Origin of the sequence: Parasphingorhabdus sp., assembly GCF_965233695.1 — a bacterium.
Lineage (GTDB): Bacteria > Pseudomonadota > Alphaproteobacteria > Sphingomonadales > Sphingomonadaceae > Parasphingorhabdus.
This window is the reverse complement of the sequence record NZ_OZ247497.1, coordinates 3,484,121-3,508,596: the sequence shown is the minus strand read 5'-3', so window position 1 is coordinate 3,508,596 and position 24,476 is coordinate 3,484,121. Positions and strand designations below refer to the sequence as shown.

34 protein-coding genes and 1 other RNA gene are annotated in these 24,476 nt (G+C 51.5%); 24 read left to right on the top strand and 11 right to left on the bottom strand.

What is annotated here, in order from left to right; genetic code table 11:
* The first annotated feature begins 119 nt into the window (after positions 1–119).
* The 5 genes from ACO6S1_RS16810 to ispZ all read left to right on the top strand — a co-directional run bounded on the left by ACO6S1_RS16810 (position 120) and on the right by ispZ (position 5,490).
* Positions 120–1,775 carry a putative bifunctional diguanylate cyclase/phosphodiesterase gene (locus ACO6S1_RS16810; protein WP_422343706.1) on the top strand — a complete coding sequence of 552 codons (1,656 nt, stop codon included), beginning with the start codon at positions 120–122 and terminating at the stop codon, positions 1,773–1,775.
* 73 nt (positions 1,776–1,848) lie between these two features.
* Positions 1,849–2,667, top strand: coding sequence for a diaminopimelate epimerase (dapF, locus tag ACO6S1_RS16805; protein ID WP_422343705.1), 819 nt, complete (start codon positions 1,849–1,851; stop codon positions 2,665–2,667).
* Positions 2,664–3,929: a tRNA (N(6)-L-threonylcarbamoyladenosine(37)-C(2))-methylthiotransferase MtaB gene (gene mtaB, locus ACO6S1_RS16800; protein WP_422343704.1), complete on the top strand. Its 1,266-nt coding sequence runs from the start codon at positions 2,664–2,666 to the stop codon at positions 3,927–3,929. Before dapF ends, mtaB begins: the two co-directional genes overlap by 4 nt.
* Positions 3,926–4,855: a signal recognition particle-docking protein FtsY gene (ftsY, locus tag ACO6S1_RS16795; protein ID WP_422343703.1), complete on the top strand. Its 930-nt coding sequence runs from the start codon at positions 3,926–3,928 to the stop codon at positions 4,853–4,855. The genes mtaB and ftsY overlap by 4 nt, the downstream gene beginning before the upstream one ends.
* Positions 4,852–5,490: a septation protein IspZ gene (ispZ, locus tag ACO6S1_RS16790; RefSeq protein ID WP_422343702.1), complete on the top strand. Its 639-nt coding sequence runs from the start codon at positions 4,852–4,854 to the stop codon at positions 5,488–5,490. The genes ftsY and ispZ overlap by 4 nt, the downstream gene beginning before the upstream one ends.
* 66 nt (positions 5,491–5,556) lie before the next feature.
* Here ispZ and ACO6S1_RS16785 read toward each other — a convergent pair whose 3' ends face one another.
* Positions 5,557–6,162 (bottom strand): superoxide dismutase, encoded by a 606-nt coding sequence (locus ACO6S1_RS16785; RefSeq protein WP_422343701.1) that lies wholly within the window; start codon positions 6,160–6,162, stop codon positions 5,557–5,559.
* A 176-nt stretch (positions 6,163–6,338) separates the two neighbouring features.
* On the opposite strand from ACO6S1_RS16785, the gene ACO6S1_RS16780 reads away from it, so the two are divergent.
* Positions 6,339–6,905 carry a urate hydroxylase PuuD gene (locus ACO6S1_RS16780; RefSeq protein ID WP_422343700.1) on the top strand — a complete coding sequence of 189 codons (567 nt, stop codon included), beginning with the start codon at positions 6,339–6,341 and terminating at the stop codon, positions 6,903–6,905.
* 120 nt (positions 6,906–7,025) lie between these two features.
* Here ACO6S1_RS16780 and pspF read toward each other — a convergent pair whose 3' ends face one another.
* Complete coding sequence (gene pspF / locus ACO6S1_RS16775; protein WP_422346223.1) at positions 7,026–8,069, bottom strand: phage shock protein operon transcriptional activator; 1,044 nt, start codon at positions 8,067–8,069, stop codon at positions 7,026–7,028.
* A 196-nt stretch (positions 8,070–8,265) separates the two neighbouring features.
* Between pspF and ACO6S1_RS16770 the strand changes: the two genes are divergently transcribed.
* From ACO6S1_RS16770 to ACO6S1_RS16720, 11 genes are all read left to right on the top strand, one after another.
* A complete protein-coding gene (locus tag ACO6S1_RS16770) occupies positions 8,266–8,418 on the top strand; it encodes a hypothetical protein (RefSeq protein WP_162559066.1) in 153 nt (50 codons plus the stop codon).
* Positions 8,419–8,567: 149 nt separating this feature from the next.
* A complete protein-coding gene (gene pspA / locus ACO6S1_RS16765) occupies positions 8,568–9,239 on the top strand; it encodes a phage shock protein PspA (protein WP_422343699.1) in 672 nt (223 codons plus the stop codon).
* Entirely contained in the window at positions 9,239–9,535 is a 297-nt protein-coding gene (pspB, locus tag ACO6S1_RS16760) for an envelope stress response membrane protein PspB (RefSeq protein WP_422343698.1), read from the top strand. Before pspA ends, pspB begins: the two co-directional genes overlap by 1 nt.
* Positions 9,536–9,537: 2 nt before the next feature.
* Entirely contained in the window at positions 9,538–9,918 is a 381-nt protein-coding gene (pspC, locus tag ACO6S1_RS16755) for an envelope stress response membrane protein PspC (protein WP_422343697.1), read from the top strand.
* Between the two features lie 30 nt (positions 9,919–9,948).
* Entirely contained in the window at positions 9,949–10,248 is a 300-nt protein-coding gene (locus ACO6S1_RS16750; protein ID WP_422343696.1) for a hypothetical protein, read from the top strand.
* Positions 10,248–10,568: a hypothetical protein gene (locus tag ACO6S1_RS16745; protein ID WP_422343695.1), complete on the top strand. Its 321-nt coding sequence runs from the start codon at positions 10,248–10,250 to the stop codon at positions 10,566–10,568. The genes ACO6S1_RS16750 and ACO6S1_RS16745 overlap by 1 nt, the downstream gene beginning before the upstream one ends.
* A gap of 10 nt (positions 10,569–10,578) precedes the next feature.
* A complete protein-coding gene (locus ACO6S1_RS16740; RefSeq protein ID WP_422343694.1) occupies positions 10,579–10,839 on the top strand; it encodes a hypothetical protein in 261 nt (86 codons plus the stop codon).
* On the top strand, positions 10,839–11,105 hold the full coding sequence (locus tag ACO6S1_RS16735; protein ID WP_422343693.1) for a hypothetical protein: 267 nt from the start codon (positions 10,839–10,841) through the stop codon (positions 11,103–11,105). The genes ACO6S1_RS16740 and ACO6S1_RS16735 overlap by 1 nt, the downstream gene beginning before the upstream one ends.
* 29 nt (positions 11,106–11,134) lie before the next feature.
* On the top strand, positions 11,135–11,395 hold the full coding sequence (locus tag ACO6S1_RS16730; RefSeq protein WP_422343692.1) for a hypothetical protein: 261 nt from the start codon (positions 11,135–11,137) through the stop codon (positions 11,393–11,395).
* A gap of 44 nt (positions 11,396–11,439) precedes the next feature.
* Positions 11,440–11,670 carry a hypothetical protein gene (locus ACO6S1_RS16725; protein ID WP_422343691.1) on the top strand — a complete coding sequence of 77 codons (231 nt, stop codon included), beginning with the start codon at positions 11,440–11,442 and terminating at the stop codon, positions 11,668–11,670.
* A gap of 54 nt (positions 11,671–11,724) precedes the next feature.
* Positions 11,725–12,132: a SufE family protein gene (locus ACO6S1_RS16720; RefSeq protein ID WP_422343690.1), complete on the top strand. Its 408-nt coding sequence runs from the start codon at positions 11,725–11,727 to the stop codon at positions 12,130–12,132.
* Positions 12,133–12,255: 123 nt separating this feature from the next.
* Here the strand turns inward: ACO6S1_RS16720 and ACO6S1_RS16715 are convergent, their stop codons facing one another.
* From ACO6S1_RS16715 to ACO6S1_RS16695, 5 genes are all read right to left on the bottom strand, one after another.
* Positions 12,256–12,792, bottom strand: a complete 537-nt coding sequence (locus tag ACO6S1_RS16715) for a DnaJ domain-containing protein (protein ID WP_422343689.1) — start codon at positions 12,790–12,792, stop codon at positions 12,256–12,258.
* Between the two features lie 44 nt (positions 12,793–12,836).
* Positions 12,837–13,227, bottom strand: an RNA gene (rnpB, locus tag ACO6S1_RS16710) — RNase P RNA component class A.
* A gap of 6 nt (positions 13,228–13,233) precedes the next feature.
* Positions 13,234–13,920, bottom strand: a complete 687-nt coding sequence (locus ACO6S1_RS16705) for an N-acetylmuramoyl-L-alanine amidase (protein ID WP_422346222.1) — start codon at positions 13,918–13,920, stop codon at positions 13,234–13,236.
* 33 nt (positions 13,921–13,953) lie between these two features.
* Complete coding sequence (locus ACO6S1_RS16700) at positions 13,954–14,592, bottom strand: histidine phosphotransferase family protein (protein WP_422343688.1); 639 nt, start codon at positions 14,590–14,592, stop codon at positions 13,954–13,956.
* A gap of 27 nt (positions 14,593–14,619) precedes the next feature.
* Complete coding sequence (locus ACO6S1_RS16695; protein ID WP_422343687.1) at positions 14,620–15,051, bottom strand: Mov34/MPN/PAD-1 family protein; 432 nt, start codon at positions 15,049–15,051, stop codon at positions 14,620–14,622.
* 16 nt (positions 15,052–15,067) lie between these two features.
* Here ACO6S1_RS16695 and ACO6S1_RS16690 point away from each other — a divergent pair, with 16 nt between their 5' ends.
* The 3 genes from ACO6S1_RS16690 to mtgA all read left to right on the top strand — a co-directional run bounded on the left by ACO6S1_RS16690 (position 15,068) and on the right by mtgA (position 17,794).
* On the top strand, positions 15,068–16,021 hold the full coding sequence (locus ACO6S1_RS16690; protein WP_422343686.1) for an RluA family pseudouridine synthase: 954 nt from the start codon (positions 15,068–15,070) through the stop codon (positions 16,019–16,021).
* Between the two features lie 74 nt (positions 16,022–16,095).
* Positions 16,096–17,004, top strand: a complete 909-nt coding sequence (gene rpoH, locus ACO6S1_RS16685) for an RNA polymerase sigma factor RpoH (RefSeq protein WP_422343685.1) — start codon at positions 16,096–16,098, stop codon at positions 17,002–17,004.
* Positions 17,005–17,089: 85 nt separating this feature from the next.
* Entirely contained in the window at positions 17,090–17,794 is a 705-nt protein-coding gene (mtgA, locus tag ACO6S1_RS16680; protein WP_422346221.1) for a monofunctional biosynthetic peptidoglycan transglycosylase, read from the top strand.
* Positions 17,795–17,955: 161 nt separating this feature from the next.
* On the opposite strand, the gene ACO6S1_RS16675 is transcribed toward mtgA, so the two are convergent.
* Both ACO6S1_RS16675 and ACO6S1_RS16670 read right to left on the bottom strand, forming a co-directional pair.
* On the bottom strand, positions 17,956–18,804 hold the full coding sequence (locus ACO6S1_RS16675) for a hypothetical protein (RefSeq protein ID WP_422343684.1): 849 nt from the start codon (positions 18,802–18,804) through the stop codon (positions 17,956–17,958).
* Complete coding sequence (locus ACO6S1_RS16670; protein WP_422343683.1) at positions 18,801–19,247, bottom strand: ABA4-like family protein; 447 nt, start codon at positions 19,245–19,247, stop codon at positions 18,801–18,803. The genes ACO6S1_RS16675 and ACO6S1_RS16670 overlap by 4 nt, the downstream gene beginning before the upstream one ends.
* An 83-nt stretch (positions 19,248–19,330) precedes the next feature.
* On the opposite strand from ACO6S1_RS16670, the gene ACO6S1_RS16665 reads away from it, so the two are divergent.
* From ACO6S1_RS16665 to ACO6S1_RS16650, 4 genes are all read left to right on the top strand, one after another.
* Entirely contained in the window at positions 19,331–19,957 is a 627-nt protein-coding gene (locus ACO6S1_RS16665; protein ID WP_422343682.1) for a TetR/AcrR family transcriptional regulator, read from the top strand.
* Between the two features lie 215 nt (positions 19,958–20,172).
* Positions 20,173–20,760: a PadR family transcriptional regulator gene (locus tag ACO6S1_RS16660; protein WP_422343681.1), complete on the top strand. Its 588-nt coding sequence runs from the start codon at positions 20,173–20,175 to the stop codon at positions 20,758–20,760.
* Positions 20,747–21,247 (top strand): hypothetical protein, encoded by a 501-nt coding sequence (locus ACO6S1_RS16655; RefSeq protein ID WP_422343680.1) that lies wholly within the window; start codon positions 20,747–20,749, stop codon positions 21,245–21,247. Before ACO6S1_RS16660 ends, ACO6S1_RS16655 begins: the two co-directional genes overlap by 14 nt.
* Positions 21,244–22,131 (top strand): metal-dependent hydrolase, encoded by an 888-nt coding sequence (locus ACO6S1_RS16650; RefSeq protein WP_422343679.1) that lies wholly within the window; start codon positions 21,244–21,246, stop codon positions 22,129–22,131. Before ACO6S1_RS16655 ends, ACO6S1_RS16650 begins: the two co-directional genes overlap by 4 nt.
* Positions 22,132–22,222: 91 nt before the next feature.
* Here ACO6S1_RS16650 and clpX read toward each other — a convergent pair whose 3' ends face one another.
* Positions 22,223–23,494, bottom strand: coding sequence for an ATP-dependent Clp protease ATP-binding subunit ClpX (gene clpX, locus ACO6S1_RS16645; protein ID WP_422343678.1), 1,272 nt, complete (start codon positions 23,492–23,494; stop codon positions 22,223–22,225).
* Between the two features lie 140 nt (positions 23,495–23,634).
* Entirely contained in the window at positions 23,635–24,261 is a 627-nt protein-coding gene (locus ACO6S1_RS16640) for an ATP-dependent Clp protease proteolytic subunit (protein WP_422343677.1), read from the bottom strand.
* Between the last annotated feature and the right edge of the window lie 215 nt (positions 24,262–24,476).

Below are 24,476 nucleotides of genomic sequence, written 5' to 3'. Positions count from 1 at the left end.
CTTGGATCGCCTCGCAACCCTTTAAATCCCCTAAATTCAGCAATCTTAACCAGAAATTGAGGATTATCATCCCAATAAGCACACTGAAAAAATGTGGGAAAACCGTCATGGGGCAAAATATGTCGGCCGAAAAAAGCGTAACGTCCAATAACAAGCATGCAATCTCTGCGCGACGTGACGTTGTCACTAGCCTGATTGTGATCTTTGCGATCCTGATGTTCGTTGGTACTGGCGGCACCGTTATCACCGAAGCGATCGCATCTCTTTCGGGCTACGGCGGTGGCACTGACAAAATGCTGGTATCGGGCTTTCTCCTTAACATCGCACTGATTTTATTCGGATGGCGCCGTTATCGCGATCTGGAGGCAGAAGTCGCAGAACGGGCTGCGGCAGAAGAACTGGCCCATTCATTGGCGGTTACTGATCCGCTGACCGGTTTTCTCAACCGTCGGACATTGACCGAAAAAACATCGGAAATGATCGCATCAGCACAGCGCAAGAACAAGAGTACCGCATTCCTGATGCTCGATCTCGACAATTTCAAAACCGTCAATGACGTGCACGGCCATAGTGCCGGCGATGTTGTGCTGAAAGAGGTTGCCGCGAGAATTGCGCAGGTCATTCCGCCAAATAACCTGCTGGCTCGTCTTGGTGGTGATGAATTTGCCTGCGCATTTATCTTTGATGCGGATCAGCCGGAAATGGTCGACCGAATTGCCGATGACCTGATTGACAGTATTTCGATGCCAATTGTTGAAAATGGCAATCATCTCGTCGTTACGACTTCAATCGGCATGTCGCGTTTTGACTTTGAATCGGAAGGGGTCGACGTTCTGATGCGCCGGGCCGATATCGCGATGTATAGCGCGAAAAAGCAGGGCCGTAACCGTTTCTGCTGGTTCGATGTTTCGATGGAGCAGGAGCTGCAAACCCGCAATACAATTGAGTCGGGTATGCGCAAAGGTATACCGGCTCATGAATTCGTGCCTTATTATGAACAGCAAATTGATCTGGCGACTGGCAAACTGACCGGTTTCGAGATGCTTGCTCGCTGGGAATCTCCAACCCAAGGTTTGGTCTCTCCGGAAGTATTCATCCCGATTGCAGAAGAAACCGGCATGATTGGAGACTTGTCGCTTGATGTGATGCGCCAGGCATTTGAAGATGCGAAAAATTGGGACCCCAGTCTCAGCATTTCGGTAAACATATCGCCCGTTCAGCTTCTGGATCCCTGGCTCGCCCAAAAAATAGTCAAACTACTTGTCGAAACCGGGTTTCCGGCAAACCGGCTTGAAATTGAAATCACCGAGAGTTCCCTCTTTGAAAATCTCAGTCTTGCCCAGTCAATTGTTGGCAGCTTGAAGAACCAGGGTATTCGCATTGCTCTGGATGACTTTGGTACCGGCTATAGTTCGCTCGCCCATTTGCGCGCCCTGCCCTTCGATAGAATCAAGATTGATCGCAGTTTTGTGGTGTCAATTCTGGAAAACCCTGAAAGCGCGGCAATTGTCAAAGCCATAACGGGGCTTGGCGAAAGCCTCGGCATGCCAATTACCGCAGAGGGTATCGAGGACAAAGCCATTGAAAATGTGCTGCGTGACATTGGCTGTTCCAAAGGACAAGGCTGGCACTATGGACGGCCATTGTCGATGCAACAGACACGCAAATTACTTGCAGAACGCAATCTGTTGCCGGCCCAGCCCGTCACTGACAAAGCCAAGGACCCAGATCAGGCGCAGGCAGTTGACGCGCACCAGCAGCTTAAAGCGGGCTAATCTCTGCTGAATACCGCGATCTGGCCTATTCTATTGCTGGACTTGCCAGACAGTCGTCCCTAAATCGCCCTTCATGACTATCGGGCGATTTCATAAAATGCATGGGTTGGGCAATGACTTTGTCATTATCGACGCGCGCGCTCCAGACATGTCTGAAGATATCTCCATGCCACCAGCGAAGGCCGCAGCCATTGCCCATCGCCAGAACGGGATCGGCTGCGACCAGCTCATCATTCTCAGATCGTCGGACAAAGCCGACGTTCGCATGCAAATTTACAACGCCGATGGCGGCGAAGTTGAATCGTGCGGCAATGCAACGCGATGCGTGGTGAAATTGCTCGGCGCCGAAACCACTATAGAAACGGCCGGTGGAATGATTTCCGGCCATGCGACCGATGAAGGTGCCCTGGTCGACATGGGCGAACCGGTTTTTGACTGGAACCGCATCCCCCTCGCCTATGCTATGGACACATTGCATATGCCGGTCGGCTGGGAAGATTTGCAAGATCCGGCAGCCGTCAATGTCGGCAATCCACATGTGGTCTTTTTCGTCGAGAATTGCGATGCTGTCGAACTTGACCGCCTGGGGCCCATGATTGAGGTGGATCCCCTGTTTCCGGAGCGGGTGAATGTGAATATTGCCCATATCAATGACAATGATATCCATTTGCGGGTCTGGGAACGCGGTGTCGGCCTAACCCGGGCGTGCGGAACGGGGGCCTGTGCCACCGCGGTCGCCGCTCTAAAGCGCGGATTGGTAGAAAGCCCGGTCAACGTGCATCTGCCCGGAGGAACGCTTGTCCTCTCTTGGGAAGAAGGCGGCTCTATCCAGATGCAGGGTCCGACAACCTATGTCTTTTCCGGCGAAACCAATTGGGATGAATTCGGATGAGCGGTCCTGAAATCATCGGCATGGGCTGCCGCCTCAATATCGCGGAAAGCGAAGCAATCCGGCAAAGTCTGGCGAGATCTAAAGTCGACGCGGATCAGTTGATCATCGTCAATAGCTGCGCCGTCACGAACGAAGCTGTTCGGCAAACCCGTCAGGCCATTCGCCGCGCCAAGCGGGATAATCCCGAAAAAAATGTCGTCGTGACCGGCTGTGCAGCCCAGATAGATCCGGCCATGTTTGACGCCATGCCTGAAACATCCGGCGTGGTCGGCAATTTCGACAAATATGATGCCGACAATTTCAAATTCGGACTGGATACCAACAAGCCGGATATACGCGTGTCCGATATCATGCAGGTCCGTGAAACTGCACCACATATGGTCAGCGCCTTTGCCGAACGGTCCCGCGCCTTTGTCGAGGTGCAAAATGGCTGCGACCATCGCTGCACCTTTTGCATTATTCCCTATGGCCGCGGCAACAGCCGGTCAGTTCCGGCGGGGCAAGTCGTGCAGCAGGTTCAGGAACTGGTCGACAAAGGTTTTAACGAGGTCGTACTGACGGGCGTTGACGTGACCAGCTATGGCCCCGATCTGCCGGGCTATCCAAGCCTGGGGCAACTGGTCGAGCGATTATTAAAGCATGTACCTGATCTAAAGCGGCTTCGGCTCTCGTCCGTCGATGGTGTCGAGATTGACGATCGTTTGTTTGACATTTTGACCGGTGAACAGCGGATGATGCCGCACGTACATCTATCGCTGCAATCCGGTGACAATATGATCCTTAAACGAATGAAGCGCCGCCATGACCGCGAACAAGCGATAGAGCTGGTTGCCCGGTTGAAGGAAAAGCGTCCCGAAATTGCGATTGGTGCGGACATTATCGCTGGATTTCCGACAGAGACCGAAGCGATGTTTGCCAATAGCATGGACATTATCGATCAATGCGATGTCATCCATGGGCATATCTTCCCCTATTCACCGCGTAAGGGCACGCCAGCTGCCAAGATGCCGCAAGTGGACGGTACCGTCATCAAACAGCGAGCGAAGGCACTACGGGAGAAAGTCGCCAACAAGGCACAGGCCTGGCGCGACAATCTTGTCGGCACACGGCAGAATGTTTTGTGCGAGCTAAATGGCAAAGCCGGTTATGCAGAGAATTTTGCGCATATTCGTTTCGAAGAAACCATGCCAGAAGGACAAATCATCCCCGTCGAAGTCATTGCGTTTGATGGCGGGAACCTGATTGGAAGACATATTACATGAGTGAAAAACCGGGGTGGAAAGATCGTCTGTTCGGCGGTTTCAGCAAGACATCAGGCCGCCTGACTGAAAACCTGTCGGGGCTCGTCACCAAGGCGAAACTGGATGAGGCAACGCTTGATGAAATTGAAGACGCCCTGATCATCTCCGATTTGGGTCCCGCAACCGCCGCGTCCATTCGCGAAAAACTGTCCAAAGAACGGTTTGAGAAAGGCCTTAGCGAACATGCGGTTCGGGAAATTATCCAGTCGGAAATCGCCGAGATTCTGGCTCCTGTGGCTGTTCCCCTTGAAATAGACGCCTTCCCCCGACCGCAGGTCATCCTGGTGATCGGCGTCAACGGATCGGGAAAAACCACAACAATCGCCAAGCTGGCGCATTTGTTCTTGGAACAGGATTATGGGGTGATGCTTGCGGCGGGTGACACGTTCCGCGCGGCTGCGATTGGACAGCTGAAAGTCTGGGCCGAACGGCTTGGCGTTCCGATTATCAGTGGCAAGGAAGGCGGCGACAGCGCCAGTATCGTCTACGAAGGTGTTAAACAGGCCACAGCAACAGGCATTGACGTGTTAATTGTCGATACAGCCGGACGCCTTCAAAACCGCACGGAATTGATGGATGAGCTCGACAAGATCCGCCGGGTTCTTGGACGACTTAACCCAGAGGCACCGCATAATGTCGTATTGGTTCTGGATGCCACAACGGGACAAAATGCCTTGTCCCAGATTGAAGTATTTAAGGAAGTGGCAAAGGTTACCGGTTTAATCATGACCAAGCTTGATGGAACCGCGCGTGGCGGCGTGCTTGTGGCCGCTGCCAAACAGTTTGAAATGCCGATCCATGCCATTGGCGTGGGTGAGACTCTGGAAGATTTACGACCGTTTGATGCCAACGATCTGGCGGCGGCCATAGCAGGAATTGAAGAATGAGCGATGATGTCATCAATGTAGAACCGAAACAGGAACATAAAGGCCTGAGCTTTGCGCTTGATTTCGGTCCGTTGGTTGTCTTTTTTCTGGTCTACAAATTTGCGGTTCCGGGTGACAATCCGATCTTGTCCGCGATTTATGGTACGGGTGCCTTCATGGCGGCAATAACGGTCGCCGTGATTGTCTCCAAATGGAAGCTGGGCAAAGTATCGCCAATGCTTTGGCTTTCGGCGGTTCTTGTGATCGGCTTTGGCGCGTTGACCATCTATTTTAACGATCCGCGGTTCATTCAGATCAAGCCCACCATCATCTATCTGGGCTTTGCCCTGATTTTGGGCGTTGGTTTATTGCGCGGCAAAGCCATGCTGAAATATCTACTGCAGGCCGCTTATGAAGGCCTGTCCGATGAAGGTTGGTTAAAGCTTTCGCGTAACTGGGCGATATTCTTTGTTGCCATGGCAGTCCTGAACGAAGCCATGCGATTATTTCTCACATTCGACTTGTGGCTGACGCTGAAAGTATGGGGCATCACCATATTATCTTTCGTTTTCGCTTTAGCCAATGTCCCGATGCTCATGCGTCACGGGCTTGATCTCGGTCAGGATGAAGAGAGGGAAGAGGTCAAATCCAAATAAGCACCCAAGTAAAAACCGCGCCCCGATGGTACGGAGCGCGGTCCCGAAATTTCTAGGTAAAACTGTTTAACCTTGGTCAGCGCGGCTGACGCCCTCGCCATCCAAATTCTGTGCAACAAAGTCCCAATCAATCGCATTATCGAGCAATGCCGACACATAGTCAGGACGAGCGTTCTGATAGTCCAAATAATATGCATGCTCCCAAACATCGATGGTCAGCAATGGCTTCATATCATGAGCAACCGGGCTATCCGCATCATGCAGTGAAGTAATTTCAAGTTTATCACCGTTCAGCACCAACCACGCCCAACCGCTAGCAAAATGGCCCACCGCTTCGGCTTTGAATTTTTCCTTAAACTCCTCAACTGACCCAAAGTCCGCTTCAATACGGCTTTTCAATTCCGCTGGCATTTCTTTCTTTTCCGGGCTCAGGCACAACCAGTAGAAGCTGTGGTTCCAAACCTGCGCGGCGTTGTTGAACAGTCCGCCTTCAGAAGCTTTGATAATCTCCGACAATTTTTTATCGGCATGATCCGTCCCGGCGATCGCATCATTGGTTTTGGTCACATAGGCATTGTGATGTTTACCGTGGTGAAAATTAAATGTCGCTTCGGAGATTAGTTCACCGAAAGCGGTTTTGGCGTAGGGTAGCGGGGGAAGTTCAAAGGACATTGAGGGTTTTCTCCATGGTTAAAATAACTTTCAAACAGCGCATATGGTGGCAAAAGGTTCCATCAGCAACTGTCCATTAGAGCATATGGGCACGTGACAGCGTTTTTCCGTGACAAAAACGGCTTGGCGGCATAATATTGCGCCATTGTTACAGGCTAATCTTGGGGGAGAATATAATGGCTAAGTTTTTTGGAAATCTGAATCTGGTGATGCTGGTGGGCTTGTTGCTCGCCATATTGGTCATTGTCGGCATCGGCCCGCTGGGCGACCAGGTTAATGGTCTTTTCCGCTGGCTGCACACATTTTTCGGCGTACTGTGGATCGGCCTGCTTTACTATTTCAACTTCGTCCAAGTCCCGCAAATGCCGAATATTCCCGATGAAGCAAAGCCGGCAGTGTCCAAGCATATCGCACCAAGCGCGCTTTTCTATTTTCGCTGGGCCGCCTTGTTTACGGTGATCACCGGGTTGGTCGTCGCCCATCTGACAGGCTATCTGACGCAGGCTCTGCTTCTGCAGGAAGGCTATCTGTTGATTGGTGTTGGCATGTGGATGGCGCTCATTATGGCATTCAACGTCTGGTTCCTGATCTGGCCAAACCAGAAAAAAGTTTTGGGCATGGTGGAAGCGGATGCAGATGCAAAGGCGTCTGCGGCCAAAGTTGCTCTAATGGCGTCACGGACCAACACGCTGCTGTCCTTGCCAATGCTTTACTGCATGGTGAACGCCAATCTCGGCGGCTAATCATACTGGAAACAGACAGAGAAAGAGGGCTTTACGGCCCTCTTTTTTTGGTTTGTTTATGCGTGATCGGATCTAGCAGAGCCGTTTGGGAGGTTATGGGCCGGTTGGGCGAACAAGAACCTACCCCAATAAATCATGACGCTTGAGCGAATGCCGAAGCTGATCATAGGTAAGATTAAGTGCTTTGGCGGTCTGCCGCTGATTATAGCGGGACTTGGCCAAGGCCGCTTCGAGAATACGCTTTTCGTAAGCTTCGACTGCTTCTTTCATATCATCAACCGCAGAATATTCCGGTTCTGCACTGGGCGCTGACTGAGCAGATTCCGCCTTTTCCGGCGGGCTTTCCAATTCGGCAGTCCGTGATTGCCTAGACGGCATTTCCCTCGGCTTCCAGGGCGATTCAAAGGGATCGAAAACGATATGGTCAACGGGCCGGGTAAAGTCACTCCATTGATAAACCGCGCGTTCGATGACATTGCGAAGCTCGCGAACGTTACCTGGCCATTGATGCCGTCCCAGGGCTTCCGAGGCCAATTGACCAAAACCGGGCCATTGTTCCCACTCCAGCTCTGCCGCCATCCGCCGTCCGAAATAGTCCGCCAGTACCGGTATATCGCCCTCGCGGTAGCGCAGCGGCGGCAAGGTCACGACTTCAAAAGAGAGCCGGTCGAGCAAATCCGCGCGAAATTTCCCTTCATCGGCCATTTTTGGCAAGTCTGCGTTGGTTGCCGCAACAATACGCACGTCGACCCGCTGCGGCCGTGAAGACCCAATGCGCGTGATCTCGCCATATTCCACCGCACGGAGCAATCGTTCCTGGGCAGCGGAAGACAAAGTCCCCAGTTCATCGAGAAACAATGTGCCACCATCCGCTTCCTCAAAGCGCCCGACCCTATTCTTGGTCGCACCTGTAAAAGCACCGGCTTCATGGCCAAACAGCTCGGCCTCGATCAACGTTTCGGGCATCGCAGCGCAATTCAGCGTAACCAGCGGGCCATCCCAACGCATACTTAAGCGGTGAAGCCGTTCTGCGATCAACTCTTTACCTGTGCCGCGCTCCCCGATAACAAGGACGGGGCGGTCCAAAGCAGCCGCGCGACTGGCTTTTTCCACCGCATCAAGAAAAGCCCCGGATTCCCCGATAAACTGATTTTCGCGTTCCATGACCAATATATAGTGCAAATTCCTATTAAATAGCAATTAATACCATGTTCATTTTGATAGAAACTTATATTATTTCTATTTATCAATAGCTTATAAAACTGGCACGGCTCCTGCAATGTTGTTTACGAACCCGAAAGGGACCGAAATCGACCAAACGGAGGACAAAATGTCAGCAACTACGAAATCAAGCAAATCTATGAATTTGAGCAGAACCGACGTTTCTGCGATCATTTCTGTCTTGCTTTTCAGCCTGACGATTTTGATCAGCGCCGTTGGCCCTGCCGAAGCGCAAGGTCCGACCATCTCAGAAGATGGTACAATTTCCCCAACTGTCAGCTATAAAGCGTGACAGGCGAAATGGCCGGGACCCCTTCATTCCCCCTTGCCGAAGTAAGGTCCCGGCCACCTTTTCAGATTGAAGACGTCGAATTTTATGAAGACCAGCCTGAACGTTCGAACCATTCCAGGCACAATGCTAGCAACTACCGGAGTTTAACTATGGGTATTTTTTCAAGAACACGCGATATCATCGCCGCCAATGTTACGGACATGCTCGACAAGGCGGAGGATCCATCCAAGCTGATCCGTATGATCATCCTGGAAATGGAAGAAACCCTTGTCGAAGTTCGCGCCTCTGCTGCGCGCACCATTGCCGATCAAAAGGAAATGCGCCGCCATATTGATAAGCTGAACCAGCTTACCGAAGACTGGAACGAGAAAGCGCAACTGGCGCTGTCCAAGGATCGCGAAGATCTCGCCAAGGCTGCGTTGATCGAAAAGCGCAAAGCCGCTGACATGGCGGAACAGCTTACGGTTGAAATTCAGGTACTGGACGATGCGCTGCGCGCGTCAGAAGGCGATATCGCCAAGCTGCAAAAGAAACTGCAGGAAGCACGCTCTCGCCAGAGCAGCCTGGTTAACCGGCTCGAAAGCGCCGAGAACCGCTATAAAATTCGTGAAATGTATAATGGCGACAAAGTTCATGACGCATTTTCGAAATTTGAATATCTGGAGCGTCAGGTGGACCAGGCCGAGGGACGTGCCGATGCACTCACGATGGGTGGTGAACCGGAAACGTTGGAAAGCCAGATTGCCGCGCTCGAAAGCAGCGACAGAGTTGATGATGAACTGGAAGCCATGAAGGCAGCCATGAAGAAAGGTGACAAATAATGGAAGACATACTCGTACCGATATTTGTCGTTGGCATGCTGTTTATCGGCCTGCCCTGGATCATCTTTCACTATGTTACAAAATGGAAAACGGCCGCAACCATCACCAATGAAGACGAGCAACTGCTCGATGAGTTGCACACCATGGCTCGCCGTCTTGATGATCGAATGGAAACGATCGAACGGATCATGGCGGCCGATAATCCAAATTGGCGTCAGTCGGCTCTTACCGACGCGACCAGTGACCCGAAACCAACCCTCGAAAATTTTGACAAAATGCTCAAAGAAAGGCGCTGATCATGACCTCTACAAGAACGAAATTTTATCTTGATAAGCAGCGCGCCAAATGGAGCGGAGTATGCGCCGGAATTGCCGACTATACCGGGATAAATGTTATCTGGGTGCGGATCGCGGCTGTCATCGCAACGGTAACTTTTGCCTTTCCATGGACCTTGATCGCCTATTGGGTTGCAGCAAAATCGGCGGATGCCAAACCACTGGAACTCTACGGTACCGAAGAGGAATTGCAATTCTGGCAAGGTGTGCGCCAGTCCCCTCGCCGCACGGCACGTGATGTGAAATCACGGTTCCGCGAGATTGACCGCCGTCTGGCCGACATGGAGCTATATTACACCAGTAACAACAGCGCGCTCTCCAACGAGATCGAGCAGCTGCGCTAAACCGAACGAGAGATTTAAGGGAGATTATCTATGAATTGGGGTGGACCGGGATTTGTAATCGCTATCATCGCAGTTTGCTATGCTGGCTGGATTATCAACAACTGGATCAGAGCAAAACATGGCTACCCACTCGAAGATGAATGGGGCGGAACATCTGACAAGGGTGATCCAAAGGCCGAACGTAAAATCGAGCTGCTTTCTCATGAAAATGAAGAACTGGTCGGCAAAATCGACCGCTTGCAAGAACGCCTCGCTGTACTTGAACGGATCGCCACCGATCCTGCCAAACGAACAGCAGATGAAATAGAAGCTTTAAGGGAGAAGGGATAATGGAAGCCATTTTAGCTAACCCATCAATTTTGTGGCCCATCGGATTTGCCTGTACAGCCATCACGTTAGGATGGGTAGCCACAACCTGGATGCGAATTAAAAACGGCTATCCGCTCGAGAATCAGTGGGGCAAGGCAGTTTATCCGAAAACCGATAACGAAGCGGTCGAACGCGTCAAACTGCTGACACAGGAAAACGCAGAACTGCGCGCCGAGATTGGTTCAATGAAAGACCGTCTTGCCAATGTTGAGCGGATTGTGACCGACGACAGCCACCGACTGACAAACGAAATCGAAGCGTTACGCGCGCCGAAGAATTGAGGAGATCAATATGATAGAATATCTAGCCCTAATGATCCCCTTTGCCGGCATTGGCGTAGGCGTATTCGCCATCTGGACCAGCCATCAGCAAAAGATGATGAAGATGCAGTCCACGATCTCGGCTGAAAAAGCGGCGCAATATGCTGCCAATAACGAGAGACTGGAACAACGCGTCCGCGTGTTGGAAAGAATTATCACAGACAAGGGCTTTGATCTGGCTGGCCAGATTGAAGATCTTCGTGACCAACCTGAAATGAAGGAACTGAACTGATGGATTGGTTAGCGTTGCTTATTCCCCTGGCCCCGTTCGGTCTTGGTGGCCTGTGGATCTGGACCCGTCATCAGAGCAAGATGCTGGACAAGCAGAAAGAACTTATGTTGCTCGGCAAAAATGCTCCGGAAAGCGGCGACGGTCGGCGCATGAATGAAGACATGAAATATCTCAAAGAGCGCGTAGCGACGTTGGAGAAAATAGTCACCGATGAACGCGGCACGCGGGAATTGGAAAGCGAAATAGCAAAGCTGAGAGACAGCTAAGCAAAACGTAGTTGGAGGGAAGTGAATAAATGAACCCATTTGAAATGGTTGTCGCCATCATCATCGTAATCACTGTCGGGAAAGTGGTCAGCACGCGCATTCAAGCAAAACATGGTATTTCGGCCGACGAAGACGGCAATCCAGTAGCTATGGTTGACCCCGACGCCGGGCGGCTCCGCGAAGAAGTGAAATATCTCAAGGAACGCGTCGCTGTACTGGAAAAAATCGCCACTGATGATCGCGGCGCACGCGATCTCGAAAATGAAATTGAGAAATTGCGGGATAACTGAACCAGTTCCCGAATAAGAAGCAGGAAGAGAAGAAGGATAGCATCATGCCAGAACCCAGTTTTTACCTGATGACTGCTGCATTTACTCTAATTGGCCTAACGGCGGTCTCCCTTATCGCCTTGCGCGGATGGCGCGATTGGATTGCTCTCAAGACCAAGGAACTGGAGCAAAAGCGCGAAGAAAATCCCCCCAGCGCAACATCGCGGATTGAAGTTGCGGACCTGAAAGAACGCATCCGCAAGCTGGAAGCGATTGCCGCCGGAGTGGAGCTTTAACAACCGACCCTAAAAAGGGATGACGCGAATCCCCTGCCCTGCTAGCGGGCGGGGATGAGCAAAATTGACGATCTTGTAGAAGAATATGAATTCCTGGAAGCTGATGACCGATACCGGCTTCTTATAGACCTTGGCAAAGAGCTCGAACCGATGCCAGATGCCCTCAAAACGGATGCGACTTTGGTTCGCGGTTGCTCTGCCTCCGTTTGGGTTTATCCCACACAACTGGACGATGGGCGGCTACATTTTCTGGCAGACAGCAACGCTGCCATTACCAAGGGCATTATCGCTTTGGTATTAGAGACGGTTCAGGATCAACCGATCGACGCTGTTTTGAAAACCGATATTGCGGAAAAGCTGGCACCGTTTGATCTGAAGAACCAGCTCAGCTCCAATCGCACACAGGGCATTCCAAATATGATCGCGCTGATCAATGAAACTGCGGAGCGCTATCAAAACTAAAGCTGTGATCCAGCGCAGGCAGGAACATATCTCCCAAACGCGAGATATGACAAAGCCGAGGGAGATGGATTTCTGCCTGCGCTGCAATGATGTGCAGATGCATCAGGTTTGAAACCGCAAGTTCTAAACTGGTTTCCAGATTCGACGTTCTTCAGCGACTTTCAGCACATCAAAGGCCGCCTGAGCAGCCTGAAATTTTTTGGCCGCATCTTCGTCACCCGGATTGACGTCGGGATGATATTCCTTGGCCATTGCACGCCAGGCTTTCTTGACAGCTTCGAAATCGACATCGGGCGTAAGATCAAAAATCTCCAGCGCGGTCATTTCATCCCGTGACCGGCTACCATCGCCGGAACCCATCCAGCTATAATGTTTCGCTTCCTGATAGGCATTGGCATCGCGCTGTTCATCGGCTTCGCGTTTTTTTCGCTCTTCCTTGTCCAGGCCTTCGAAATAGTCCCAACCGCGATTATATTCCGCCGCATGGGTTTGGCAGAAATACCAGCGATCGGGGCTGTTGGGTGATTTGGGTGCCGGGCAATTGCCTGCCTCGTTGCAGCCATGCCGATCGCATATCTTGACCTGCTCGGTTTCGCGCGAGCTTTCATAGCTGCCCCAGCGGGGAAAGCCCCAGTTATCGGATCGTTTTGCTTTTGGCATATCACTCTCTAACAAAGGCCCTGCGCCAGTTCCAGCCATATTTAAATACCAGAGGGTCTGTAAGCCGGGTTCTGTCCATTCTCTTTCGAGAAATAGCCAGTCATTCATCTCGGCGATGCATTGCTGCGCCGCTCTAGCAACCAACCCGGGCTGCAGGCCGAAAAAGCCATATGCCGCCCCTATTTGGTTTTGCTCCAGGTGGGGTTTACCGTGCCGGGGCTGTTGCCAGACCCGCGGTGCGCTCTTACCGCACCCTTTCATTATCACGCTGCCGAAGCATTAGGCCGAAGCCGACGCGACCTGCTTTCTGTTGCACTTTCCCTGAACAGGCGATCACTCCCCTGCCCGCCGGACGTTATCCGGCACCTTTTAATCGTGGAGCCCGGACTTTCCTCGCGAATACTTGCATATTCCCGCGACTGGCCGACCCTCTGGTGCGCCCTATTTAGTGATTCCGCGCTCTCTGTCGAGCATTAAAGACAATAACAGCGTGCGGCATTCGCCATCGATCACGCCATCGATATTTTTGGGGCGAAAACGCCGCTGAAAAGCGCGCACCGCATCTTCGGCGGCCGTAATATCATAACCAAAGCGTTCGAGGGCGAGCATGAACCCGCCATCCGTCCATGGCGGTTCACCGCGATTCAAAGAGGGCTTTTTAAGCGCAATACCGTGTCTGGCAAGCCGGTCCCAGTCAAATAATTCGCCCGGGTCCTGCTTTCGAGCCGGCGCCAAGTCGCTATGCCCGATGACGTTAGAGGGCGCTATATCATGCCGTTTGACAATATCATGCGCGAGCCGTGTAACCGCATCCATCTGTTCTTCGGGAAACGGTACATAGCCCCATTCATGGCCCGGATTGACGATTTCAATACCTATGCTGGCACTGTTCACATCTTCAATGCCGCGCCAATAGCCCCGGCCCGCGTGCCAGGCACGATCCTCTTCCTTGACCATGCTGACGATCTGCCCATCCTCGGTCACAACATAATGAGCGGAAACCTTGGCTTCGGGATTGGCAAGCCAGTTGATCGCCGAGGCTGCATCCTTCATGCCGGTATAATGCATGACCAATATGCTGATCGGCAGCTTACGCTCGTCAAAATTTGGAGAAGGCGTCCAGATCATGTCCATCGTCTTTGCCTCCCTTGGATACCGGTATCAGACGACAATCGCGCCTAGCAATAGCTCTGTACCGGAAGCAGGCGATACCCGCAGATCACCGCCATTCTCGCATGACAGTTCACGGGACATCCAGGCAGCAGCTGTGCGGGCAGTCAATTCGGATTGCGGCAGCGTGCCTTCCAGCGCAGCACGAATACCGTCATCCAGAGCAATTTTTGGCCCTTCGGCGCGGACGACAACTTCGATACCATTATCACCTTGCTCGGCGCCCACATCCAATTGCCCGCCGCGTACCAGCGCTTCCCGCGCAATGAGAGCCAGATTCAACAGAATCTTGATTGCCTTTTTCGGCAGGACGCCGCTCTGAACTGCCCAGCCCAAAGTGATTTTACCCTGATCGCCAACCAGACTTTCGACCAGTTGCTTTGCTTCAGCGGGGTCAACCTCATCACCAAAGCCGCCCGCAGCCCCAAAGGCCAAACGGAAATATTTCAACTTGTCCGCCGATGCCCGGGCACTGTCAGCCAGCAAATCGAGACAGCGGTCCCGCATCTCGGGATCGGTTTCGTCTTCCAGTAGCTCCAGCCCGTTGTTGATCGCCCCCACGGGGCTCAACAAGTCATGGCATAATTTGGAACACAGCAAGGCAGCAAGATCGACACCGGATTGAGACATGAAAATGAACCTTTAGTTTGTGAATGATCAATCGTCCGCTGTTTGGCCTTTTGTGCTTTGGCAATCAAGGGTGATTGGATCAAAGCGGCCATATATTTTGCCGTTTTCCATAGCCTGCCAGGCCGCAGCATCCTGACCATTGATAATCAGCCATATCCGTTCATCCCCTGCTGCCATGGCGGCATCTGTTTTTGATGGCTCAACAGTGCCGGACGGGTGAGAATGATAATAGCCGATTATGCCGGGCCCATTATCTCGCATTGCGCATTCGGCAGCAATTAGATCACGGGGATCGACTTCAAAATGGCGCAGCCGGTTTTCCGCAACATTTTCCGTCGCCTTAAAACTTGAAACTGTCCCATTATCACCAAATAGCAATCCGCAGGCTTCCTCTGGCGCCGCTTGCCGTGCAAGTTCCTGCAATTCTTCCAATATCGCGCTTGATAAGACCAGTTCCATAGCCCACATCTAGGCGATGACTGCAGGGCAATCCATAAAATCCGGTATCGTACCCGAAACCGAGAAGAAACAGAGACTGGATGCGGCATTGGCCGGTTTTCTTGATGATCTGTCGCGTGAGCGGATCAAAAACCTGATTACCGGCGGTAATTTGTTGATCGAAGGCGTTACATGCATTGATCCGGCATCCAAAAAATGCGCCGGCAAGACATTTGCACTGACGGTACCAGCACCTGTTGAAGGCCCCGCTCAACCTCAGGATATTCCGCTGGACGTCATATTTGAAGATGATCACCTAATTGTGGTCAATAAACCGGCAGGATTGGTGGTGCATCCCGCAGCCGGCCATGCCGATGGAACCTTGGTCAATGCTCTGCTGCATCATTGCAAAGGCCAGCTTTCGGGCATTGGTGGCGTAACCCGGCCTGGTATTGTCCACCGGATAGATAAGGATACTTCCGGATTGATGGTGGCGGCCAAAACGGACAAAGCCCATCAAGGGTTAAGCGCGCTATTTGCCGCTCATGATATCGAGAGACGCTATCTCGCGATTTGCAATGGCCGCCCCAATCCTCACTCGGCAACGATTGAAGGCAATATCGGGCGGAGCAACACTGATCGCAAGAAAATGGCGGTAGTCGGTGATGATAAAGGCAAGCCCGCCATTACCCATTATACTACCAAGGAACCGCTAAAAGGCGCCACTTTGGTAGAATGTACGCTGGAAACCGGGCGCACCCATCAGGTGCGGGTCCATATGTCCCATATAGGGTATAGTCTTATTGGCGATCCCCTTTATGGTCCTCGTCGAAAATCATTGCTTTCCGGCAGAAAAGATATTCGATTTTGCCGTCAGGCGCTACATGCTGCTATTCTTGGATTTGTTCACCCCATAACGGGAGAAAAATTGTTATTTAACTGTAACTTTCCACCCGATATGCAGGAACTATTCAGTAAGTTGCGTGTATAGAATTTAGATACTATATGGAATTAGACCAATGGGTGCTTGATGAGGCCCGGCGGCAAACCAGAGAAGGAACAAAAATGGCTGATAATAGCAATGTTCCGGCAAAAATCCCTGCCTTAGGGGGGGACGCGAGCCTGAACCGTTATCTTTCGGAAGTGCGTAAATTTCCGTTATTGACACCTGAACAAGAATATATGCTGGCTAAACGCTATTCTGAACATAAAGATCAGGAAGCAGCTGCACAGCTAGTAACGTCCCACCTGCGACTTGTGGCAAAAATTGCCATGGGCTTTCGTGGCTATGGCCTGCCTGTCTCGGACCTGATTTCCGAAGGCAATGTTGGCCTGATGCAGGGCGTGAAGAAATTTGAACCCGATAGAGGTTTTCGCCTGGCAACCTATGCCATGTGGTGGATCCGCGCGTCGATACAGGAATATGTATTGCGTAGCTGGAGCCTTGTAAAAATGGGTACAACCGCCGCACAGAAGAAGCTTTTCTTCAACCTGCGCCGGATGAAAAACAATCTTGAGGCATTTGAAGACGGTGATTTGTCACCTGAAGATGTGAACAAGATTTCAACCGATCTCGGCGTGGCTGAACATGAAGTGGTCAATATGAACCGCCGCATGTCGATGGGCGGCGATGCATCGCTGAACGTCCCATTGTCGGAAGACGGTGATGGCGGCCAGTGGCAGGACACGTTGGAAGATGACGGCCCGCTGCACGATCAGCAGATTGCCGATGCGCAGGAAGCCGATTTCCGCCACGAGATGCTGACCGAAGCAATGGAATCGCTCAACGAGCGCGAACAGCATATCCTTGCCGAACGACGCTTGTCGGAAGATCCAAAAACGCTTGAGGACCTGAGCAAGGTCTATGAAGTCAGCCGTGAGCGGATTCGTCAAATCGAAGTCCGTGCATTTGAGAAGCTACAAAAGGCGATGCTTCGCATTGCCGGAGAAAAACAGCTTCTTACAGCGAGTTGATAATTCAACTTCGCAAACCAACTGAAGATTTTAACGCCTCGAAACAATATTTGTTTTCGGGGCGTTTTTTCATTATCTGATGACCATGGCAACGAAACCGCGCCGAAAAATAAAAGGCCTGCCCTCGCGCTTGATCAAGCTGTTTTTCAAGCTGATCATCTATTTTTTATTGATCTCCATTGCTTGGGTTGGATTACTGGCCTTTGTGCCGCCTCCAATCACGGCTACGATGATCATAGACGCAAACGGCATCACCAAAGACTGGGAACCGCTTGAATCTATATCCCCTAATCTTACGCGGGCTGTTATCGCCGCTGAAGACAGCAAATTTTGCAGTCATGACGGCTTTGATCGCGAGGCCATCCGCACTGCTATCAAACGCAATGCGCAAGGCGGGCGCATCCGCGGCGGATCTACAATATCCCAGCAAACTGCGAAAAATGTCTTCCTTTGGCAAGGCGGAGGCTATTTTCGTAAAGGGTTGGAAGCCTATTTCACTTTCCTGATCGAGAAAATCTGGGGCAAGAAACGGATCATGGAAGTCTATCTCAATGTCGCCGAAACCGGCATCGGCACCTATGGAGCGCAGGCCGGTGCGCAGCGCTATTTCAAGAAAGACGCTTCAGAACTGACCAAGATGGAGGCTGCCCGCATAGCGGCAGCCCTGCCCCTACCTAAAAAACGGGCTGTGAACGGCGCCAGCGGCTTTACACGACGCTATGGTAATACGATTGCGGCCAGAATCAACGTCGTGAAGCGCGATGGTCTGGATGCTTGCGTCTACAAGTAGCCGTTACTTTGACATGATGTCCGCTTTGGGCACGATGACGAACGCCGACAAGTTTGTGAAATGCAAAAGGCAAAAGGAAAGCCCATCATAGTCTAATCCAATGTCAATTTCGGCATTCAGGGGTGATTGCGCATATGCACCTTATTACCGAAAAACAGATATCACACCTTCACAAAGGCTATAAACGGTTGGCCGTTCAGTGCCTGAACGAATGAAAATACTACCAAGACCAGATATGCAACCGAGAATCCGGCCACCATTAAGAGTGCATCACGGTTTTTTTTCAAACCTGAAACGAGGAGGCCACATAGGGGAATGGCATGCATTGCATGGGTCGAAAGAAAATGGGCAACACGCAAATCGCCCTGCTGTCTTGACCAACCCATAACAGGAAAGCCCTCTCCATCCGGCAACGCTCCGCCGATCAGATGCGTGCCCTGACTGGACAAGAAACCGGCAACAAACGCGGTTAGAAAGAAAGTCAGCACCAATCCTATGACCAGGGCAAATTGCACAGCTGGTTTGAGACCGCTGTCACGATTGCGCGCAATCAGAATGCCATAGACCAGCGAGGCACTGGTAAGTGTTGCTGCAAAAAACCCCATCACCGGATAGATCGTGGCCATGAACGGATTGGAATAGTTGAAATGTGACTGGATACCAAACATCGCAGCTCCACTGATCCAGAGCATTTCAGCCAGTACGCAAAAACCGACGATGAGCGAGAATATCCGGTAAAGCGGTTTCCGGGTGGTTCCGGGGGGCAACCAGGTGGCAAACCAAACTAATGTGGCCAGATATATGATCAGCGCGAACTGAAATTTCAGCGGTTTTGACCAGACATTCTCAGCGAGCAAGGTCCGGTCATCCAGTGCCATTGCCGCAAGGGTTTGGATCATCAGCGCAACCAGGAACAAAGCAATGGCGGAAAATACCGGCTCCAGAGCGTAAATCCGCGCAGGAGAAAAGCCTGTCCACCGCTTGTCCTGGGGGATAGCTGGATCTGTCATATTGCGGTTGCTCCTTCGTCTGGATTGAACCTGACGCGGTTGATCGCCCGGAACGTTACAAACAGCAACAAGCCAACAGGACCAAACATGAACGTCAATGGCAGACAGGGCAAAACCAGCCAGAAAGGTATTTTTTCTGCGCGTGCCGTCCGACATTCCCAAGCGCCGATAAACAGGTCAAAGGCCAGGTAGTGAATCCATCCGGCCAATGCGATTTCGGGTTGCTGGAACAGTGTCATGACGTCGTCCAAGCTCCCGAAACCGCCGTCGGCGCTGGTCCAGAAAACCATGACAAGTGCCGTATAACCCACGGATAAAACTACCGGAATGATCCTGCCCGATAGCCATTCCGTAACTCTAGGAAAGAATGGTGAAAGCAGGAGGATGACCCAGCCTACAAGCGCCGTCGAGCTGGCGAACGAAAATATTTGAGCATTTTCCATGCTATAGCCTTAATCTAGTCACTGTCTGGATTAGTGCTGAACTTATAACTAGACAGTGTCAAGACATAAAGTTATTGAGAATTATGGCCAAAAACCAAACCATCGACAAGAATGCCTATCATCACGGCGATCTGCGTGCAGAACTGCTCCGCGCTGCCGAGACGGTGCTTTCGGAAAATGGCATCGAAGCATTTTCCTTGCGCGCGGTAGCCAAGCGGGCGGGTGTGAGTCACGGGGCACCGGCACATCACTTCAACGATGTGAAGGGGCTGCTGACTGCCCTGGCCACAATTGGCTATGAACGCTTCATTGAAACCCAGAACGCGCGTCAACGCAACGCCGATACCGACCCCCGCGCGCAATTAGCTGCCTCGGGTCTTGGTTATATTGATTTTGCGCTGGAAAATCCGGCGCTCTTCCAATTAATGTTCTCTTCCCAAAAACCAGACAAGTCAGATAGCAGCCTCGCGGCGGTTGCTGACGCTGCGTTCGAAAAGCTTGTCGACGATGTTGGGAATGTCCATCAATCAAATCCGCACGAGAATCCGGCCATGATGCAGGATGTGATGGCGGCCTGGGCCATCGTACATGGCATGGCAGATCTGATGATTGCCGGGCGAACGGGACGGGCCCTGCCTTTTGGAAATATGGATGATAGTCAACGCGATGCCACGCTATCCGACCTCATTCTGCGGTCCATCGGCGAATGAGAACAGGTACAAAAGCTGCCTTCAACATAGCATTTGGTCGTAAAAGGTGCTGACGAAAGCCAATGGCTCGTAATTGAGTAACGCCTGTTTTGGCAACCAACCCAGCAAATGTCGGTGTTAACTTGGTGCGTAAAAATAACGTTGCTGTAGCGACCTTGACTCATATTCTACTTTTGTCATATATATTCCACTAATGGATTATGGGAGTGGGTAAAGTGCTAAGATATGCAATTTTAGTTGCCCTCTCTGAAGGAGCAAAGTCAGGTTATGATGTTGCCAAGCAGTTTGATGAAGATATCGGGTTTTTCTGGCGCGCCCGTCACTCGCAAATCTACCGGGAAATGGGCAAGCTGAAGGAAACCGGTTTAGCCAGTGCCAGGGAAGTACCCCAATCCGGTAAACCCAATCGCATAGTCTTCACCATCACCGATGCCGGACGAGAAGCATTGTTGCAATGGTCTCGGGAACCGTCAGAACCACCTGAAATGAAAGATCATTTCCTTGTTCAACTCTATGGAATTGAGTCGGTTGATCTGGACAGTGTTCGACAAAATCTACTGCGGCGGATTGAGCGGCATCAGGATCGCCATTCTGAATATCAGTTGAAGCACAAGTTGCTTGAAGATAGCAAATCGCTTGCTGATGTCGGCAAGCAGCTGGCTCTGGAAGTCGGTATGCGATGGGAATGGGAATGGGTCGACTGGTGCACAAAAGCGCTCGCGCGGCTGTCACCGGAAGCGGTGGCGGACATGACTAATGTTGTTCCTTTCGAAAAGGGGGAAAAGGCAAATGATGAGCGATAAGAGGCGAGCACTGCTGGTGCTGAACGGGGTCGGCTTGCTAATATCAGCAGTATTGAGCGGATGGCTCTATTTCTTCTTTCTGCTGGGGGCCTTGGACCTCTGGCCTCTTTTTACCGATATACCGTTGGAAATCGGCGGAGACCGGCGAGCGTGGAACATGGCGCATCTCGAAGGGATAACCAACGGGGTGATTCTGATTGCCCTGGCAGCAGCAGCGCCTTTTGTTACGTTGGGGCCCAGGGCGCAGACCTGGTTATTCTGGTCATCACTGACTTACGGATGGTTGTTTACCCTGCCCGCTATCGCCAATGCCATATTCAGCACCCGCGGCCTTGAATTTGGCGGCGGACCATTCCCGGGCGATGTTACCATAAACAATATTATCTACCTCTTTGGCTGGCCGCCGATCATTGCCGTGCATATCGGCTTCGGTCTTTTTGCCTGGGGTACGTGGAAGAAATATCAATCACTGGAGTCAGCAACATGAACGCACCTGCAAAAATACCGCATCCACAAGCAGGCGGCATAGTGGTGCGCGCCATTCCCTTTTCCTTCGACGAACATATCGATCCCGTCTGGCATCCGGGACGCCCTGAATGGAGCCATATTGCCAACGGCTCTTCGTTGGCTATGCCTTATCTGGAACCTTTCCTTATCAAGACGGTTCGCGAAGCGTTAAAAAACACGAGCAACAAGCAGTTGAAAGACGATGTCCACGGTTTCATGGCGCAAGAAGGCAATCATTTTCAAAACCACCGCCGCTATAATGAGATTTTGAAACGCCATTATCCCGATCTTGCCGAGGTTGAGGACGAGATGACGGCTGATTATAAAACTTTTCAGAAGAAAAGCCTGCGCTGGCGCCTGGCCTACACGGCAGGGTTCGAAACGATGACTATGGGCATGACCGAATGGCTGATCGAAGATCGCCGCCAGCTGTTCAAAAATGCCGATCCGTCGGTTTCATCCTTGATCCTCTGGCACATGGTCGAGGAGACCGAGCACAAGAATGTCGCCTACGACCTCTATCAGGATCTTTATGGCAGTTATTGGCCGCGTACATGGGGTTTGATCTACGCCAGCTTTCATGTCGCATGGTCGAGCCGTAAGGGCTATCGGCATATGCTGAAGCGGGATGGTCGCTGGAACAAGCTCGGCAGCCGCCTTCGGGTCTGGCGCATGATATTGCGTTTTCTGATCAAGGCTTCACCGGCCATGTTACGGTCATTGGTTCCGGGCTATCATCCAAGCAAGGTCGATGACCCCAGTTGGGTAGCGCGCTGGACCTCCGCATATGCGGATCTGCCGGAAAACATAATTCCGCTATTGGATACCAACGACCCAGACATTCCTGCCCAGTTTGTAAGTTAAGCGCAAATACGGGAAATGGCCGATCGCATAAACAGCACAGGCCTAACGGCAACTTTCTTTAAAGCCTCTTGTTCTTGGGCAACCAGCGTAATTAAGCCGCGTCTTCTTTTTCAGCCTTGCTGCTCTTGGCAATCACCTTAACGGGTTCTTTGGTACCGGCGACCACATCCTTGTCGATGACAATTTCGTCTACACCTTCCAGATCAGGAAGATCGAACATCGTATCGAGCAGTATGTTTTCGACAATAGACCGCAATCCGCGCGCACCGGTTTTGCGCTCAATCGCCTTCTTACCGATGGCGACAAGAGCGTCATCGGTGAAGGTAAGTGCAACGTCTTCCAGTTCAAACAATTTCGCATATTGCTTGACCAGTGCGTTCTTCGGCTCCTGCAAAATCTGCACGAGCGCATCAATATCGAGATCTTCCAGCGTCGCAATAACCGGTAAACGGCCAACAAATTCAGGAATAAGACCGAATTTCAATAGATCCTCGGGCTCACCTTCGGCCAGCAGCTTTCCGATCTTGCGCTCTTCCGGTGCCGCGACATGCGCGCCAAAACCGATTGATTTGGCTTCGAGCCTGTCACCGATGATTTTTTCGAGACCCGCAAAAGCCCCGCCACAGATGAACAAGATGTTCGTCGTATCAACCTGCAGAAATTCCTGTTGCGGATGCTTGCGACCGCCTTGTGGCGGTACACTGGCAGTTGTGCCTTCCATAAGCTTCAACAGAGCCTGCTGAACGCCCTCACCCGATACATCTCGGGTAATGGAAGGGTTTTCCGCCTTGCGGCTAATTTTGTCGATTTCATCTATATAAACGATGCCGCGCTGGGCCTTCTCGACATTATAGTCAGACGATTGCAGCAGCTTCAGAATGATATTCTCGACATCTTCGCCGACATAGCCAGCCTCGGTCAATGTCGTGGCATCAGCCATTGTGAATGGCACGTCAAAAGTTTTCGCGAGTGTTTGCGCCAGAAGCGTTTTACCGCAGCCTGTAGGTCCAACGAGGAGTATGTTGGATTTAGCGAGTTCAATGTCACCTGATTTTGCGGCGTGGTTGAGGCGCTTATAGTGGTTATGGACAGCAACTGACAAAACGCGCTTCGCACGATCCTGGCCAATCACATAATCGTTAAGGACATCACAGATTTCCTGCGGCGTTGGTACTTCACCGTCTTTTTTGCCGGTAATAGCGCCTTTGGTTTCTTCTCGGATAATGTCGTTGCAGAGCTCAACACATTCGTCGCAGATGAATACTGTTGGTCCGGCAATCAACTTCCGGACTTCATGCTGGGATTTTCCGCAGAACGAGCAATATAGCGTGCTCTTCGAATCAGATCCCGTCAATTTCGTCATAAAAAGTCCTTAAAACTAGGCTAGAAATTGCAATCTAACCCTCAAAATACAAAATGCTACCGCTTTTTTCGGCACCATCCGTCACGACACCTAAGTCTATCAAAAGCAGCTTAATTTTCATTTAGGCCGGTGATAACAGCTTATTTAGCATCTTCATCGGCAGGTTTTGGCCGTTTGTCATAAACTTCATCGACAATACCAAAAGCTTTGGCTTCATCGGCTTCCAGGAACGTATCCCGGTCCATCGCCTGTTCGATCTCTTTGATCGGTTTACCGGTATATTTTGCATAAAGCTCGTTCATCCGGCTCCGAATACGCAGGATTTCCTTGGCCTGAATTTCGATATCGGATGCCATACCCTGTGCGCCACCAGAAGGTTGATGCACCATGATCCGGGCATTGGTCGTGGCCATACGCATTCCTGGTTCTCCCGAAGCCAACAGAAAACTGCCCATGGAAGCGGCCTGCCCCACGCATACAGTGCCGACGCGGGGGCGGATATATTGCATGGTATCGTGGATGGCCATGCCGGCGGTTACAACGCCGCCAGGTGAGTTAATGTAAAGATAGATGTCTTTTTTTGGGTTTTCCGACTCCAGAAACAACAGCTGTGCGGTAATGATCGAGGCCATGCCATCTTCGACCTGACCGGTTACGAAAACGATCCGCTCTCTGAGCAGCCTGGAAAAAATGTCAAAGCTACGCTCTCCGCGGTTGGATTGCTCAATAACGACGGGAACAAGAGCGTCGACGATCGGATCATGCATGGTAAAATAGTGCCTTCTGTGAAAATCTCGATATGGAAATGGAAGCACCGTCAATCGGAGTCCCCATCTGTTGAGCCCTACATCGGTGTATCTTAAGCAATGTTCAAGTCGGTTAAGGATTTTTTCCAGATCATTATGGCGATTGGATGACATTGCGCATCAAATATCCTCCGTCTATGCTCCCAAAAAAGACCAAACAACCCGTTCTTGCAGGA

What these genes read in the sequence shown, in the direction of transcription:
- ACO6S1_RS16725 (WP_422343691.1), top strand. Translation starts at nt 11,440, where the DNA reads ATGCCAGAACCCAGTTTTTACCTGATGACTGCTGCATTTACTCTAATT.
- ACO6S1_RS16720 (WP_422343690.1), top strand. Translation starts at nt 11,725, where the DNA reads ATGAGCAAAATTGACGATCTTGTAGAAGAATATGAATTCCTGGAAGCT.
- dapF (WP_422343705.1), top strand. Translation starts at nt 1,849, where the DNA reads ATGACTATCGGGCGATTTCATAAAATGCATGGGTTGGGCAATGACTTT.
- ACO6S1_RS16640 (WP_422343677.1), bottom strand. Translation starts at nt 24,261, where the DNA reads ATGCATGATCCGATCGTCGACGCTCTTGTTCCCGTCGTTATTGAGCAA.
- ACO6S1_RS16700 (WP_422343688.1), bottom strand. Translation starts at nt 14,592, where the DNA reads ATGTCTCAATCCGGTGTCGATCTTGCTGCCTTGCTGTGTTCCAAATTA.
- clpX (WP_422343678.1), bottom strand. Translation starts at nt 23,494, where the DNA reads ATGACGAAATTGACGGGATCTGATTCGAAGAGCACGCTATATTGCTCG.
- ACO6S1_RS16705 (WP_422346222.1), bottom strand. Translation starts at nt 13,920, where the DNA reads ATGATCTGGACGCCTTCTCCAAATTTTGACGAGCGTAAGCTGCCGATC.
- ftsY (WP_422343703.1), top strand. Translation starts at nt 3,926, where the DNA reads ATGAGTGAAAAACCGGGGTGGAAAGATCGTCTGTTCGGCGGTTTCAGC.
- ACO6S1_RS16715 (WP_422343689.1), bottom strand. Translation starts at nt 12,792, where the DNA reads ATGCCAAAAGCAAAACGATCCGATAACTGGGGCTTTCCCCGCTGGGGC.
- ACO6S1_RS16750 (WP_422343696.1), top strand. Translation starts at nt 9,949, where the DNA reads ATGAATTGGGGTGGACCGGGATTTGTAATCGCTATCATCGCAGTTTGC.
- ACO6S1_RS16670 (WP_422343683.1), bottom strand. Translation starts at nt 19,247, where the DNA reads ATGGAAAATGCTCAAATATTTTCGTTCGCCAGCTCGACGGCGCTTGTA.
- ACO6S1_RS16770 (WP_162559066.1), top strand. Translation starts at nt 8,266, where the DNA reads ATGAATTTGAGCAGAACCGACGTTTCTGCGATCATTTCTGTCTTGCTT.
- ACO6S1_RS16690 (WP_422343686.1), top strand. Translation starts at nt 15,068, where the DNA reads ATGACTGCAGGGCAATCCATAAAATCCGGTATCGTACCCGAAACCGAG.
- ACO6S1_RS16650 (WP_422343679.1), top strand. Translation starts at nt 21,244, where the DNA reads ATGAACGCACCTGCAAAAATACCGCATCCACAAGCAGGCGGCATAGTG.
- ACO6S1_RS16665 (WP_422343682.1), top strand. Translation starts at nt 19,331, where the DNA reads ATGGCCAAAAACCAAACCATCGACAAGAATGCCTATCATCACGGCGAT.
- pspA (WP_422343699.1), top strand. Translation starts at nt 8,568, where the DNA reads ATGGGTATTTTTTCAAGAACACGCGATATCATCGCCGCCAATGTTACG.
- pspC (WP_422343697.1), top strand. Translation starts at nt 9,538, where the DNA reads ATGACCTCTACAAGAACGAAATTTTATCTTGATAAGCAGCGCGCCAAA.
- ACO6S1_RS16740 (WP_422343694.1), top strand. Translation starts at nt 10,579, where the DNA reads ATGATAGAATATCTAGCCCTAATGATCCCCTTTGCCGGCATTGGCGTA.
- ACO6S1_RS16735 (WP_422343693.1), top strand. Translation starts at nt 10,839, where the DNA reads ATGGATTGGTTAGCGTTGCTTATTCCCCTGGCCCCGTTCGGTCTTGGT.
- ACO6S1_RS16695 (WP_422343687.1), bottom strand. Translation starts at nt 15,051, where the DNA reads ATGGAACTGGTCTTATCAAGCGCGATATTGGAAGAATTGCAGGAACTT.
- pspB (WP_422343698.1), top strand. Translation starts at nt 9,239, where the DNA reads ATGGAAGACATACTCGTACCGATATTTGTCGTTGGCATGCTGTTTATC.
- ispZ (WP_422343702.1), top strand. Translation starts at nt 4,852, where the DNA reads ATGAGCGATGATGTCATCAATGTAGAACCGAAACAGGAACATAAAGGC.
- ACO6S1_RS16675 (WP_422343684.1), bottom strand. Translation starts at nt 18,804, where the DNA reads ATGACAGATCCAGCTATCCCCCAGGACAAGCGGTGGACAGGCTTTTCT.
- rpoH (WP_422343685.1), top strand. Translation starts at nt 16,096, where the DNA reads ATGGCTGATAATAGCAATGTTCCGGCAAAAATCCCTGCCTTAGGGGGG.
- ACO6S1_RS16810 (WP_422343706.1), top strand. Translation starts at nt 120, where the DNA reads ATGTCGGCCGAAAAAAGCGTAACGTCCAATAACAAGCATGCAATCTCT.
- ACO6S1_RS16655 (WP_422343680.1), top strand. Translation starts at nt 20,747, where the DNA reads ATGATGAGCGATAAGAGGCGAGCACTGCTGGTGCTGAACGGGGTCGGC.
- ACO6S1_RS16730 (WP_422343692.1), top strand. Translation starts at nt 11,135, where the DNA reads ATGAACCCATTTGAAATGGTTGTCGCCATCATCATCGTAATCACTGTC.
- ACO6S1_RS16745 (WP_422343695.1), top strand. Translation starts at nt 10,248, where the DNA reads ATGGAAGCCATTTTAGCTAACCCATCAATTTTGTGGCCCATCGGATTT.
- pspF (WP_422346223.1), bottom strand. Translation starts at nt 8,069, where the DNA reads ATGGAACGCGAAAATCAGTTTATCGGGGAATCCGGGGCTTTTCTTGAT.
- ACO6S1_RS16780 (WP_422343700.1), top strand. Translation starts at nt 6,339, where the DNA reads ATGGCTAAGTTTTTTGGAAATCTGAATCTGGTGATGCTGGTGGGCTTG.
- mtgA (WP_422346221.1), top strand. Translation starts at nt 17,090, where the DNA reads ATGGCAACGAAACCGCGCCGAAAAATAAAAGGCCTGCCCTCGCGCTTG.
- ACO6S1_RS16785 (WP_422343701.1), bottom strand. Translation starts at nt 6,162, where the DNA reads ATGTCCTTTGAACTTCCCCCGCTACCCTACGCCAAAACCGCTTTCGGT.
- mtaB (WP_422343704.1), top strand. Translation starts at nt 2,664, where the DNA reads ATGAGCGGTCCTGAAATCATCGGCATGGGCTGCCGCCTCAATATCGCG.